The organism is Pseudomonas sp. R84 (genome assembly GCF_009834515.1).
Lineage (GTDB): Bacteria > Pseudomonadota > Gammaproteobacteria > Pseudomonadales > Pseudomonadaceae > Aquipseudomonas.
This window is the reverse complement of sequence record NZ_CP019426.1, coordinates 1568291-1581705: the sequence shown is the minus strand read 5'-3', so window position 1 is coordinate 1581705 and position 13415 is coordinate 1568291. Positions and strand designations below refer to the sequence as shown.

Below are 13415 nucleotides of genomic sequence, written 5' to 3'. Positions count from 1 at the left end.
GTTGTCAGGTGGGGATCGGGTGCAGGTCGCAGTTGCGCCCGGCCTTGGCCAGTTGGCCGGGCACTTCGTGGCCCAGCAGATCCGGCAAGCCGCGCGAGAGTTTCAACAGCAGCGGCAAATCGATGCCGGTGTGGATGCCGATCTCATCGCACAGGTTCACCAGATCTTCAGTGCAGATATTGCCCGACGCACCCGGCGCAAACGGGCAGCCACCGAGACCACCGAGCGCCGCATCGAAACGCCGCGCCCCCGCCTCGTAGGCCGCCAGCACATTGCACAAACCCAGACCACGGGTGTTGTGGAAATGCAGGGTCAGATCAGCCGGCGAAACCCGCTGCAACACCCGCCGCACCAAACGATCCACCTGGCGCGGATTGGCCATGCCAGTGGTGTCGGCCAGGGTGATGCCCGCAATGCCGAGTTCCTGGTAAGCATCGACGATTTGCAGTACGCGATCCTCATCGATCTGACCTTCGAACGGACAACCGAACGTCGTCGCGATGCTGCCGTTGAGGCGCACGCCAGAACCGCTGGCAAACGCGACAATCTCTGCAAACGCCGCCAGCGAATCTTCACAACGCATGCGCATGTTGGCCATGTTGTGAGTCTGGCTGGCGGACATCACCAGATTCAGTTCATCGGCACCCGCCGCCAACGCGCGCTGTGCACCTTTGAGGTTGGGAATCAGCGCGACGTAAATCACCCCCGGCTGTCGTTGAATGCCGGTGAAGACCTGTTCGCCATCACGCAGCGCCGGAATGGCTTTCGGCGACACGAACGAACCGGCCTCGATGCGACTGAAACCGGCCAGCGACAGTTGATCGATCAACGCGATCTTGTCAGCGGTTTCCACCCACGTCGGCTCGATCTGCAAGCCATCGCGAGGCGAGACTTCCTGGACGATCAGGGTTTGCGAAATGTCCGTGATCATTGCACCACCCCTTGGCTTTTCAGGCGTTCGATGTCGAGTTCAGTCAGGCCGAGGCCGGCAAGAATACCGTCGGTGTGCTGGCCGAGTTTCGGCCCCGACCAGTTCACGCCGCCGGGGGTTTCCGAGAGTTTGGGGACGATGCCGGGCATCTTCACTGTTGCACCGCCGGGCAACTCGGCATTGAGCAGCATGTCCCGTGCCAGATAGTGCGGGTCGGCAACGATGTCGGCTACCGAATAAATTCGCCCGGCCGGCACTTCAGCGGCTTCCAGTGCCGCGAGGACATCGTCGATCGGCAGGCTGCTGGTCCAGTGGGTGATCGCGGCGTCGAGCAAACCGCTCTTGGCGGCACGACCATCGTTGTGAGCGAATTCCGCTGCTTCAGCCAGGTCATCACGGCCAATGGTTTGCATCAGACGTTTGTAGATCGGGTCGCTGTTGCCGGCGATCACCACGTAAGCGCCATCCGCCGTGAGGTAAGTGTTCGACGGTGCGATGCCCGGCAAGGCGCCGCCACTGCGCTCACGGACATGGCCAAGCATGTCGTATTCCGGCACCAGGCTTTCCATGACGTTGAACACACTTTCGGCCAGCGACACATCGACCACTTGCCCGCCGCCCTGCCCGGTCTTGACCCGCAGCAGCGACATCAGCGCGCCGATCACCGCGTGCAGCGAAGCCAGCGAATCGCCGAGGCTGACGCCGACCCGCGCCGGCGGTGAACCGGGGGTGCCGGTGGTGTAGCGAATGCCGCCCATGGCCTCGCCGATCGCGCCGAAACCCGGACGATCGCGGTACGGGCCGGTCTGGCCGTAGCCGGAAATGCGCACGAGGGTAAGATTGGGGTTCAGCGCGTGGAGTACGTCCCAACCGAGGCCGAGTTTTTCCAATGCGCCGGGGCGCAGGTTTTCGATGATGACGTCGGCATCGCTGGCCAGTTGCTTGACCAGTTCAATGCCTTCGGCAGATTTCAGATTGAGTGCCAGGGATTTCTTGTTGCGTGATTGCAGGTACCACCACAGCGACGTGCCTTCGTGCAGCTTGCGCCATTTGCGCAGCGGGTCGCCCTGACCCATGGCTTCGATCTTGATCACCTCGGCGCCAAACTCGGCGAGCATGCGCGCTGCAAACGGCGCGGCGATCAGGGTGCCGATCTCGATCACTTTGATCGCACTCAAAGGGGCAGTCATCGCGGGGTACCTCTTGTTCTTGGAGTAGGTGGCCAAGGCTAGAGGAACGCCAAGCGCAAAATCCAATCTTCTCTCGGCAATGAGCGTTCGCGAAATGCGAACGCTTGGGTGAGATTTCGTTGAGCTCAGGTCAGCCTTCCGCCTGTTGGGCTCGCCGATCGGGGTTGGTCCAGTGACGGCAGGATTGCCCGACTTTCGCCCAAGTGAGAAAGGTGATTACTCGACAGACTTTCGTCGCTTCGCCCTACAAACAAAACTCCGTCGCCTCTCGCGATTCACGGAAACAGCCGATTTTTGCCGAACTTTTCGCTCTGTAAAGTCTGGCAACACACACAAATTGCAACACCCCATGGATCGCTTCGCTCAAGGAATGTCGCCTGTGAATCTTCCGTTGCACACGCCCAATCTGTATTCCAACTTGCGCAAAATCATCGCCTTGGCCGACCACGATTGGGACATCGCCGAACAGGGCAAAGTCGCCGGCCTCAATGTCGAAGTGAAGAGCCCCAACCACCTGCTTGATCAATATGGACGTGAATTCCATCATTTCTGTACGACCTCATACCTTGGCCTCGACCACCACCCTGCCTTGCTCGAAGGCGCCATCACCGCGTTGCGCGAAACCGGCAGCCTGCGCGTCGCCAACTCGAAAAACCGTTGCAAACTGGCGATTCTCGAGCAATACGAGAGCGAATTGTCGCAACTGTTCGACGCCGTCTGCCTGAGCACCTTGTCTTGCAGCGCCGCCAGCGCTGGAATCCTGCCATTGCTGGCCAGCGGCATCTTTACCGAAGGCCGGCCACCGGTAATGGTGTTTGATCGTCACGCGCATTATTCGATGAATCATTTGAAGGCCGCATGTGCCGATGAAACCCTCGTGGTGACTGCGCCGCACAACGACATGGATTTCCTCGAACGCGTCTGCCAGCGACACGGCCGCGTGGCGTATGTCGCTGACGGCGCGTACAGCATGGGCGGCGTTGCCAACATGGAAGGTCTGCTGTACTTGAAGGATCGCTACGGGTTGTTTCTTTATCTGGATGATTCCCACGCGTTGTCCGCTGTCGGTCAGCAGGGCGCCGGCCTCGTTCGGCCACGGGTGGCGGCGCTGGAGGAGGACTGCCTGATCGTCGCGTCACTGGCCAAGTCGTTTGGCGCCAGCGGCGGGTTGGTGATGCTGGGCAACGGGAGACAGAAGACGCTTGTGCAACGCTACGGCGGGCCAAGCAACTGGTCGCAGAGTCTCAACTGCGCGGCGATCGGTGCCGGCAGAGCGTCGATCCGCCTGCATCGCAGCGCCGAGTTTGTCACGCTGCAAAGCGATCTTGAGGCTAACATCTGCCTCTTCGACAGCCTGATCAGCACCGATCAGTGCCACAGCAACATGGCCATTCGGTTGATCAAGTGCGGTCAGGCTGCTGTGGCCAATCGTATTGCCTGTGAATTGGCCGAACAGGGATTTTTCACCAGCGCGGTATTTTTCCCGGTGGTCGCTCAAGGCAAGGCAGCCATACGTATTACGCTGCGCGCGGACATGCAGCCGGCGCTTGTTCGAAGCTTCTGTGAAAGGGTCACCGGGCTGTTGCGCACCCACCATTGCGATCTCGACGACTGAAAACAGGGACGAGTCATGAACGCCAGCGTCACCCTCCTGATCACCTGCAGCACGGTTTTTCTCGCCCAATTGGGCATGAGTATTTATTTGCCGGCGTTGCCGGAGATCGCCCTATACCTGGGTGCGGAACCCGCACAGGTGTCGTGGGGGTTGTCGCTGTACCTGATCGGCATGGCGTTGCCGATGTTGTTCTGGGGCAGTCTGGCCCAGCGCATCGGACGCAAACCGGTGTTACTGGCGGCGTTGGTCATTTACGGGTTGGCCAATCTGGCGTTGCCGCCGGGTTCGACGCTTGAATCGTTTTTGCTGCTGCGACTGATGCAAGGTATCGGTGCCAGCGGAATTTCGGTGATGGCGCGGGTGCTGATCCGTGACAGCTTTCACGGCAATCTGCTGGCCAAAGCGTTGTCGTGGATTTCCATTTCATTCGTGGTGGCGCTGGGCATCGGCCAATATGTGGGCTCGCTGATCGAGGCGACGCTGGGCTGGCAGGCGATCTTCTACCTGCTCGGCGTGACGTGCCTGTTGATGGCGCTGATGGTGTCGCGCGTCACTTTCCCTGCGAGGGCTGAGGAACCGGGCAGCGCCTCATCATGGTCGGCATATCGGCAAATTCTGTCGCACCGGGCGTTTCTGCTGCCGGCTCTGGCCGGTGGCTTGGGCTACGGCGTGATCATCGCATTCAACACTGCGGCGCCACTGATTTTGCAGGGAACATTCGCTTGGTCGTCGGTGGATTACGGACTGCTCGGCTGGCCAATCAGCACTTCATATTTTCTCGGCGCGCTGGCGGTCAATCACTTCGTGCTGCGCACCGGTCAGGCATGGTTGATGACTGTCGGCGCAAGTTTGGTATTGGCGGGTAGCAGCGTGATGTTGCTGGGCAGTCTGACGGCCAGCTCCATCGCATTACTGTTTTGGCTGCCGTATTGCGTGGCCGTGTTCGGCCAATCGTTGAACTACCCGATCAGCCTGTCCCGTGCCAACGATGGCGCGCCGATTGCCGGAGCTTATGCGATGGCACTGAGCGGGTTCATTCATCAATTGATGGCGGCGATCATTGGCGCGATGGCCAGTCTGATCGCTAGTCCACAAGCCTGGCGCTTGTCGCTGCTGTGTACGTTGCTCGCTGTCGGCGCGATGCTCTGCGTGCGGTTCGCGCCGATGAGTGACAAGCGCTAGAAAGCATTGCGCAAAATATCCTCAATCAGACCGCGGAGAATCTCAGGAGCCCAGCCCACGCAAATGCTCAAACAGCATCCGGCTCACCGGCGACAATCCCGCCTCATCGCGCACCACCACAATCAACGCGCGATCCGACCAGTCATCCGTCAACGGCACCGCGTGCAACCCCAGCGCCTGACCAAACAGCTCATAAGCACGTTGCGGCAAAATGCCAATGCCCATGTTGGCCTGGACCATCCGGCACACCGCATCGAACCCCGGCACATGAATGCGAATACGCAGGACTTTGCCAGCCTGGCGCGCCGCCGCATGGGTGCGCATATTGATTGAACTGGCCGCGTGCAAACCGACGTAATCAGAGTCCAGGGTTTCATCGAACGCCACCGACTCACGGGTGGCCAACGGGTGCTCCGGCAGCATCACCACTACCAGTTTGTCCTCGCGGTACAACACGCTGTGCAGGCCTTTGATGTCGCTGTCGTTGGAGCAGATACCCAGATCCGCCACACCATCGAGCACACCTTGAATCACCCCGGCACTGGGTCGCTCTTCGAGGTCAGTCTTGACCTGCGGGTGCTGCGCGGAGAAGTCGCGAAGGTCTTCGGGAAGAAACTGAATGATCGCCGACAGGTTCGCCAGCATGCGCACATAGCCGCGTACACCGTGGCTGTGTTCGCCGAGTTCCAGGCCCATTTTCTCGACGTTGAACAGCATCTGCCGCGCATGGTGCAGCAGCGTTTCACCAGCCGGCGTCAGCGTCATGCCCTTGGCCTGACGCACAAACAGGCTGATCCCGAGCGCCTCTTCCAGCTCCATCAGGCGCTTGCTGGCCGCCGACACCGCGATGGCTTCGCGCGAGGCGGCACGGGTCAGCGTGCCCTCCTCGTGGACGGCGACAAACAGTTGCAGGGTGATCAGGTCGAGGCGGCGGATCAGGCTTTTTTGCAACATGCGAGACTCGGCAGTGGCGGCGCGGAAGAGCGCTGAGCATAACGCCACTAGCCGCCGCTGTACCCGTTTCAGAACGCGTTGCGAAAGATCTCCTCGATCTGGCGTTGATCCGCCGCTCGAGGATTGGTCAGGCCGCAGGCGTCTTTCAGTGCGTTGGTGGCAAGTACCGGAATGTCGCTGAGCTTGGCACCGAGTTCGCGCAGGCCACCGGGGATCTCGACATCTTTGGCCAGGCAACGGATCGCAGTGATCGCCGCTTGCGCGCCCTCCTCCGGGCTGAAACCGCGGATATCAGCGCCCATGGCGTGAGCCACATCGGTCAGCCGATCGGCGCAAACCAACGCGTTGAACGTCTGCACATGGGGCAACAGCACGGCGTTGCACACGCCGTGGGGCAAGTCGTAGAACCCGCCCAACTGATGCGCCATCGCATGCACGTAACCGAGCGAGGCGTTGTTGAACGCCATGCCGGCGAGGAACTGCGCGTACGCCATGTTTTCCCGCGCGGCGAGGTCGCTGCCGTCGCGTACGGCCAGGCGCAGGTTGTTGCTGATCAGGGTCATGGCTTTCAACGCGCAGGCATCGGTGATCGGGTTGGCAGCGGTCGAGACATAGGCTTCGATGGCGTGGGTCAGCGCGTCCATGCCGGTGGCGGCGGTCAGGCCTTTGGGCATGGCGACCATCAGTTCCGGATCGTTGACCGACAATAACGGCGTGACGTTGCGGTCGACGATGGCCATTTTCACGTGGCGCGATTCGTCGGTGATGATGCAAAAACGGGTCATCTCGCTGGCGGTACCGGCGGTGGTGTTGATCGCGATCAGCGGCAGTTGCGGCTTGCTCGATTGATCGACGCCTTCGTAATCGCGAATCTCCCCACCGTTGGTCGCACACAAGGCAATACCCTTGGCGCAGTCGTGCGGCGAACCGCCACCCAGCGACACGACGAAATCGCAGCGACTTTCCTTGAGCAGCCCCAGGCCCGACTCAACGTTGGCGATGCTCGGGTTCGGTTTGGCGCCATCGAAAATCACCGAATCGATGTCCTGCATCGCCAGCTTCTCGGCGACCATCGTCGCCACGCCCGCCTTGGCCAGTCCCGCGTCGGTGACGATCAGCGCTTTGCGAAAACCGTAGTTGCGGATCGCGACCATGGCTTCGTCGAGGCAACCGTTGCCCATGATGTTTACCGCTGGAATGAAAAAGGTGCTGGTCATGCGCGCGTCTCCTGACAGGGGCCGAATCGACTGCTCCGATTCAGCGGATAAGCACAGCATCGACCGATCGGTCAGCGTCGATGTTGATCTGGCTCAATGCCCGCTCGTGATAAAGTCGCCGCCCATCAGCCCTTTGTTTTGAGACTTCCTACGCAATGACCGATTTTCTCGATGTCGACGCCAGCCTTGAAGACTGGAACACCCTGCGCGCCGCGACCGAGTTCAACGGTTTGCTGGTGGGCAATGGCGCCAGCCGCGCGGTGTGGGACGATTTCGGCTATGACTCGCTGTTCGAAAACGCCCGAACCGTCGAGGAGAAACCGCTGAGCCCTTCGGAACTGGCGGTGTTCGACGCCATGCAGACGCGCAGCTTCGAGCAGGTACTCGGCGCGCTGAAAACCACCAGCCGGGTCAACAAAGCGTTGGCCGTCAGCTCAGCGGCGCCGCGCAATCGTTACTACGCGATCAAGGAAGCGTTGATCAACACCGTGCACGCCGTGCACATTCCGTGGCGTCTGGTGAAGCCTTCGACGCTGGCGACGTTGAACGAAGAACTTTCGCGCTATCGCACGGTGTTCACCACCAATTACGACTTGCTTAATTACTGGGCGCTGCAACATCAAAGCGACGCCATCGATGATCTGTTCAACGGTGCCAACGCGAGTTTTGATCTGAGCGAAACTGCCACCGACAAACCGCGCTTGTTGTACCTGCACGGTGGCCTGCATCTGGTGCGCAATCAGGACGGCACGGCGCGCAAACTGACGTCAACCGAAGGCACGCTGCTCGGCAGCTTCGCGATCAACAATACGATCAAGACGCTGGATGACGTACCGCTGTTCGTCACCGAAGGGCCGAGTGCGGACAAGCTCAAGACCATTCGCAGTTCGGATTATCTGTCGTTCTGTTACGAGCAGTTGCTCGGGCATGGCGGCAGTTTGTGCATTTTTGGTCATGCGTTGGGCGAGCAGGATGCGCACATCGTGCGGGCTCTGCGTTTGGCGAAACCTGCGACGGTGGCGATCTCGATTTATCCGCGCAGTGCAGCGTTTGTTCAGCATCAGAAGCGGCATTACGCGCAGGTGTTTGAGGGGACGGGGGTTGAGTTGCGGTTTTTTGATGCCAAGACGCATGCGCTGGGCAGTCCGAAATTGTCGGTGCCGGTCGAGATTTAGTGGTAAGGCTACCGACGCTATCGCGAGCAGGCTCACTCCTACAGGGGATCGCATTTCAACTGTAGGAGTGAGCCTGCTCGCGATAGCTTTAGCCCAATCAACTCATTCATCGGCGCTGTGCACCACCACCAGCAACTGCGCCTGCACATCCCCGACCGATCTGATCCGGTGCGGTTTCTGTGCATTGAAGTGCAAGGCATCACCGCGCTCCAGCAGCACCTTTTCGTTCATGAAATCCACTTCGACCTGCCCTTCGTGGACGAACAGAAACTCCTCGCCCAAATGCTCCTTGAAGGTCTTGTCGCTGAACTCATTTGGCGGGTAGATGATGAACGGAAGTAGGTTGCGCTCGCTGACCTGATGCGCCAGCACCGCATACCCCGGGCTCTGGTCATTCGCGGCGAGTGACTGCCGTTCGTGACTGCGCACCAGGCTGTAGCTGTCGAGGCTGACGTTGTCTTCGGAGAACAATTCCTCGACTTTCACATTCAGCGCTTTCGCCAGTTTCAACGCGGCAGCAATCGACGGGGTGTTGAGCCCGCGTTCGATTTTGGACAGATAACTCTTGGTCATGCCGGATTTTTCGGCCAGTGCCTCAAGGGTTACGCCAAGTTTTTTTCTCAATAATTTCAAACGGATAGACATGCGCAGCGGTTATTCCAGCAAGGAAGCGACGATTTGTGCTTGTCAATGACACTTTGTGTCATATAGCCTCTTTAGTGTCATTTGCACTCACCCAAAGGACACAGACATGGCCAAGACATTAGCACTACCCAAAGACCAACTGGTCAAGCAAGCGCTGACCCAGATGCAAAAAAGCCTCGCGGATAATACGTGGACCGACCGGCAAAAGCTGGCCCTGACCTGCCGGATTCTCTTCGAAAACGGTCACGACTCAGGCCTGGCCGGGCAAATCACCGCTCGTGGGCCGCAGCCCGGCACCTATTACACTCAGCAATTGGGCCTGGGTTTCGACGAAATCACCGCGAGCAATCTGCTGCTGGTCAACGAGGATCTGGAGGTCCTCGAAGGTCACGGCATGGCCAACCCGGCCAACCGTTTCCACAGCTGGGTGTACCGGGCTCGTCCGGATGTGAACTGCATCATCCACACTCACCCGACCCACGTGGCGGCGCTGTCGATGCTGGAAGTGCCACTGCAGATTTCCCACATGGATCTGTGCCCGCTGTACGACGACTGCGCATTTCTCGAAGGCTGGCCGGGGGTGCCGGTCGGTAACGAAGAGGGCGAGTTGATTGCCGGTGCACTGGGCGACAAACGCGCGATCCTGCTTTCGCACCACGGTCAGCTGTCGACCGGCACAACGATTGAAGAGGCGTGTGTCATCGCCCAATTGATCGAACGCGCGGCCAAGCTGCAACTGCTGGCGATGGCGGCGGGCACGATCAAACCGATCATTCCCGAGCTGGGCCGCGAAGCTCATGACTGGATCGCCAAGCCGAAACGCCACGCCGCGGCCTTCAACTACTACGCCCGGCAGAACCTGCGTCAACACGCCGATTGCCTGAACTGAACCCTGTTACGGAGAGATTCCCATGTCCACTATTCACGGCATCATCGGCTACACCATCACCCCGTTCGGCGCCAACGGCGAAGGGCTGGACCTGCCAGCGCTCGGCCAATCGATCGATCGCTTGATCGACAGCGGCGTCCACGCCATCGCGCCATTGGGCAGCACCGGCGAAGGCGCTTACCTGAGCGATGCGGAGTGGGATCAGGTCGCCGAGTTCAGCATCAAGCACGTGGCCAAACGTGTGCCGACGATCGTCAGCGTGTCTGACCTGACCACCGCCAAAGCCGTACGCCGCGCGCGTTTCGCTGAAGCCCACGGCGCCGATGTGGTGATGGTGCTGCCGGCCTCGTACTGGAAGCTCACCGAAGCGGAAATCCTCGCCCACTACCGCGCCATCGGCGAGAGCATCGGCGTGCCGATCATGCTCTACAACAACCCGGCCACCAGCGGCACCGACATGTCGGTGGATTTGATTCTGCGCATCGTCAATGGCGTGGAAAACGTGACCATGGTCAAGGAGAGCACCGGCGATATTCAACGCATGCACAAGCTGCAACTGCTCGGCGAAGGTCAGGTGCCGTTCTACAACGGCTGCAATCCGCTGGCGCTGGAAGCGTTTGCCGCCGGGGCGAAAGGCTGGTGCACAGCGGCGCCGAACCTGATTCCGCAGTTGAACCTGGATCTTTATGACGCGGCCATGGCCGGCGATCTGGATCGCGCGCGGGATTTGTTCTATCGCCAGCTGCCGCTGCTGGATTTCATTCTCAAGGGTGGCTTGCCGGCGACGATCAAGGCCGGGTTGCGGCAGACAGGGCTTGAATCGGGCGATCCGCGTTTGCCGGTGTTTCCATTGAGTGAGGCAGGTCAAACGCAGCTGAAAACGATCCTCAAGACCCTGCGCTGATCTCCCTGACACAAAGCAAATTTAATGTGGGAGCGAGCCTGCTCGCGAAGACAATGTATCAGTCGATGATGATGTTGACTGATACACCGCTTTCGCGAGCAGGCTCGCGCCCACAGGGGATTTTGGTGGATTTGAAAGTGAGGTCAGAGCACCGGCAAAGTCTTGTCCTTGATCACTTTGCTCGGCCCGTTCACCTTGACGCTGGCAATGCCTTTATCGCACGCCGCATCCGATGAATACGCCTCGCTGCTGCCGATGACCTGATGATTGGCCGCTTTCAGGTTGAAGTACGGATGGCCATCCTTCGTCGACTTCTTCTCATAGCGCTCATCCAGCGGGCTATTGGTTTGCACCGAAGCAATACCGCCGTCGGCTGCGGCGCGAGTGGTGTACAGCTCGCTGGTCAGAATCGTTTCGGCATTCGCCGCTTTCAGCACAAACCTGAACTGGCCGTTGCTGCTTTTACTGATTTCGTACCATCCGGACATGCTCGTTGCTCCTTGGCGATTGAGAGATTTCGCGCTTCAGAGTAAAGACCAGTCCTCACTATCTGTCGCTTGTACCGGCCTGCTCGCGAATGAGGCAACTCGGTGCCGGCTATTTCACCACCGCCCGCACCACCGACAACTCCGGCGCACTCACCCGCCGCTGACTCAAATAGCGCGTACAACTCACCCGCAGGAACGAGGCAAAATTCACCACCTCCCCGCGATAATCCATCACCTCCTCATACAGCTTGGCGATCAATTGGTTGGTGGTCATGCCGTCGACCTCGGCGATTTCGCTGAGGATGTCCCAGAACTGATTCTCCAGACGCAACGTGGTCACCACGCCGCAGATGCGCAGCGAGCGCGAGCGTGATTCATAGAGAATCGGGTCAGCCTTGACGTAGAGCTCGCACATCGGCGATTCCTCGTTACAGGGTGATTTTAGTGCCGAGCAAGCCAAGGAAACCGGCCAGCCAGTTCGGATGCGCCGGCCATGCCGGGGCTGTGGCCAGATTGCCTTGAACGTGGCCGTCCGTCACGGGGATGTCGATGTACGTACCGCCCGCCAGGCGCACTTCCGGCGCGCAGGCCGGATAGGCGCTGCATTCGCGGCCTTCAAGCACGCCCGCCGCCGCGAGCAATTGCGCACCGTGGCAGACCGCGGCAATCGGTTTGCCGGCCTTGTCGAAGGCGCGCACCAGGTCGAGGACTTTTTCGTTCAGGCGCAGGTACTCCGGGGCACGGCCGCCGGGGATCAACAGCGCGTCGTAATCGGCTTCGCTGACCTTGGCGAAGTCGAAGTTGAGAGCGAACAGGTGACCGGGTTTTTCGCTGTAAGTCTGGTCGCCTTCGAAATCATGGATCGCGGTGCGCACGGTTTTGCCGGCAGCCTTGTCCGGGCAAACAGCGTGGACGGTGTGACCGACCATTTGCAGAGCCTGGAACGGCACCATCACTTCGTAATCTTCGACGTAATCGCCGACCAGCATCAGGATCTTTTTCGCGGCCATGGGGAGGACTCCTCTGGAAATTACCTGGAAGTGTTCAAGGTAGACCTATTCGAGAGTGACGGGTAACAACGGGCTACTACTGTAGGAGCTGCCGAAGGCTCGGGCCGCGATCGGACGATCTTTTGATCTTGCCCGTAAAATCAAAAGATCGCAGCCTTCGGCAGCTCCTACGTTGCGGGGATTACCCGCAACTGTACGGATAAGTCCGTGCCTAGCTGTAACAGCCAGAAAGTCATGGTTTATGGCTTTATAAAGGCCATTCCCTGCCACCTTCAATTCTGGTCCACCATCATGTCCTCGCGCGAAAACACCGGCATGGCCCTCGGCCTGCTCGGCGTGGTGATTTTCAGCCTCACCCTGCCCTTCACCCGCATCGTGGTGCAGGAACTGCATCCGCTGCTCAACGGTTTGGGCCGCGCATTGTTCGCGGCGATTCCGGCAGCGCTGCTGTTGTTGTGGCACCGCGAGAAATGGCCGACGTGGCAGCAAGTCAAAGGCCTGAGCCTGGTAATCGCCGGGGTGATTCTCGGTTTCCCGGTGTTGTCGGCGTGGGCCATGCAAACCTTGCCGGCATCCCACGGTGCGCTGGTCAACGGCCTGCAACCGCTGTGCGTGGCGCTGTATGCCGCGTGGTTGTCACACGAACGCCCGTCAAAAGCCTTCTGGGCCTGCGCGGCGCTGGGCAGTGCGTTGGTGCTTGGTTATGCGCTGTATACCGGAGCGGGCAGCATTCAGGCGGGTGATCTGTTGATGCTCGGCGCGATTGCCGTCGGGGGGCTGGGCTATGCAGAAGGCGGCCGATTGGCCAAGGAGATGGGCGGCTGGCAGGTGATCTGCTGGGCGCTGGTGCTGTCGACGCCGCTGTTGATCGGGCCGGTGCTGTATCTGGCGCTGCAACATCAGGGCGCGGTGTCGGCCAAGACCTGGTGGGCGTTTGGTTATGTGGCGCTGTTTTCGCAGTTTCTCGGCTTCTTTGCCTGGTACGCCGGGCTGGCCATGGGCGGGATTGCCCGGGTCAGTCAGATCCAGTTGTTGCAGATTTTCTTCACCATCGCGTTCTCGGCGCTGTTCTTTGGTGAACATGTCGAGCCGATTACCTGGGTGTTTGCGTGTGGTGTGATTGCCACTGTCATTCTCGGCCGCAAGACTGCGGTGAAATCAAATGTGGGAGCGAGCCTGCTCGCGAAGGGTCCGTAACAGCCAACATCATCGTTG

General features: G+C 59.8%; 14 protein-coding genes. 6 read left to right on the top strand and 8 right to left on the bottom strand.

The annotated features are described in order from the left end of the window. Positions 1 to 4: 4 nt before the first annotated feature. Both PspR84_RS07115 and PspR84_RS07110 read right to left on the bottom strand, forming a co-directional pair. Positions 5 to 931 carry a hydroxymethylglutaryl-CoA lyase gene (locus PspR84_RS07115; RefSeq protein WP_160056486.1) on the bottom strand — a complete coding sequence of 309 codons (927 nt, stop codon included), beginning with the start codon at positions 929 to 931 and terminating at the stop codon, positions 5 to 7. Then, on the bottom strand, positions 928 to 2121 hold the full coding sequence (locus PspR84_RS07110; protein ID WP_160056484.1) for a CaiB/BaiF CoA-transferase family protein: 1194 nt from the start codon (positions 2119 to 2121) through the stop codon (positions 928 to 930). Before PspR84_RS07110 ends, PspR84_RS07115 begins: the two co-directional genes overlap by 4 nt. A gap of 379 nt (positions 2122 to 2500) precedes the next feature. Here PspR84_RS07110 and PspR84_RS07105 point away from each other — a divergent pair, with 379 nt between their 5' ends. Beyond that, a complete protein-coding gene (locus tag PspR84_RS07105; protein ID WP_238785227.1) occupies positions 2501 to 3736 on the top strand; it encodes an aminotransferase class I/II-fold pyridoxal phosphate-dependent enzyme in 1236 nt (411 codons plus the stop codon). Positions 3737 to 3751: 15 nt separating this feature from the next. Continuing rightward, positions 3752 to 4918, top strand: a complete 1167-nt coding sequence (locus tag PspR84_RS07100; protein WP_160056482.1) for an MFS transporter — start codon at positions 3752 to 3754, stop codon at positions 4916 to 4918. 42 nt (positions 4919 to 4960) lie between these two features. Here the strand turns inward: PspR84_RS07100 and PspR84_RS07095 are convergent, their stop codons facing one another. Next, a complete protein-coding gene (locus PspR84_RS07095; RefSeq protein ID WP_160056480.1) occupies positions 4961 to 5872 on the bottom strand; it encodes a LysR family transcriptional regulator in 912 nt (303 codons plus the stop codon). A gap of 68 nt (positions 5873 to 5940) precedes the next feature. Continuing rightward, the gene (yiaY, locus tag PspR84_RS07090) at positions 5941 to 7089 is read right to left on the bottom strand and encodes an L-threonine dehydrogenase (RefSeq protein ID WP_160056478.1); all 1149 of its coding nucleotides are present in this window, start codon (positions 7087 to 7089) and stop codon (positions 5941 to 5943) included. A 155-nt stretch (positions 7090 to 7244) separates the two neighbouring features. Here yiaY and PspR84_RS07085 point away from each other — a divergent pair, with 155 nt between their 5' ends. Next, positions 7245 to 8264 (top strand): DUF4917 family protein, encoded by a 1020-nt coding sequence (locus PspR84_RS07085; protein ID WP_160056476.1) that lies wholly within the window; start codon positions 7245 to 7247, stop codon positions 8262 to 8264. A gap of 102 nt (positions 8265 to 8366) precedes the next feature. On the opposite strand, the gene PspR84_RS07080 is transcribed toward PspR84_RS07085, so the two are convergent. Then, a complete protein-coding gene (locus PspR84_RS07080) occupies positions 8367 to 8909 on the bottom strand; it encodes an XRE family transcriptional regulator (protein ID WP_160056474.1) in 543 nt (180 codons plus the stop codon). A gap of 106 nt (positions 8910 to 9015) precedes the next feature. Here PspR84_RS07080 and PspR84_RS07075 point away from each other — a divergent pair, with 106 nt between their 5' ends. Together PspR84_RS07075 and PspR84_RS07070 are read left to right on the top strand one after the other, a co-directional pair. Further along, entirely contained in the window at positions 9016 to 9798 is a 783-nt protein-coding gene (locus PspR84_RS07075; protein WP_007911518.1) for an aldolase, read from the top strand. A 22-nt stretch (positions 9799 to 9820) separates the two neighbouring features. Then, a complete protein-coding gene (locus PspR84_RS07070; RefSeq protein ID WP_160056472.1) occupies positions 9821 to 10702 on the top strand; it encodes a dihydrodipicolinate synthase family protein in 882 nt (293 codons plus the stop codon). Positions 10703 to 10845: 143 nt separating this feature from the next. On the opposite strand, the gene PspR84_RS07065 is transcribed toward PspR84_RS07070, so the two are convergent. From PspR84_RS07065 to PspR84_RS07055, 3 genes are all read right to left on the bottom strand, one after another. Then, positions 10846 to 11190 carry a YegP family protein gene (locus tag PspR84_RS07065; protein WP_160056470.1) on the bottom strand — a complete coding sequence of 115 codons (345 nt, stop codon included), beginning with the start codon at positions 11188 to 11190 and terminating at the stop codon, positions 10846 to 10848. Positions 11191 to 11299: 109 nt separating this feature from the next. Beyond that, positions 11300 to 11605: a ribbon-helix-helix domain-containing protein gene (locus PspR84_RS07060; RefSeq protein ID WP_016982789.1), complete on the bottom strand. Its 306-nt coding sequence runs from the start codon at positions 11603 to 11605 to the stop codon at positions 11300 to 11302. Positions 11606 to 11618: 13 nt separating this feature from the next. Next, a complete protein-coding gene (locus PspR84_RS07055; RefSeq protein ID WP_095049176.1) occupies positions 11619 to 12200 on the bottom strand; it encodes a DJ-1/PfpI family protein in 582 nt (193 codons plus the stop codon). 291 nt (positions 12201 to 12491) lie between these two features. On the opposite strand from PspR84_RS07055, the gene PspR84_RS07050 reads away from it, so the two are divergent. Beyond that, entirely contained in the window at positions 12492 to 13397 is a 906-nt protein-coding gene (locus tag PspR84_RS07050) for a DMT family transporter (protein ID WP_160056468.1), read from the top strand. The last annotated feature ends 18 nt before the right edge of the window (positions 13398 to 13415 follow it).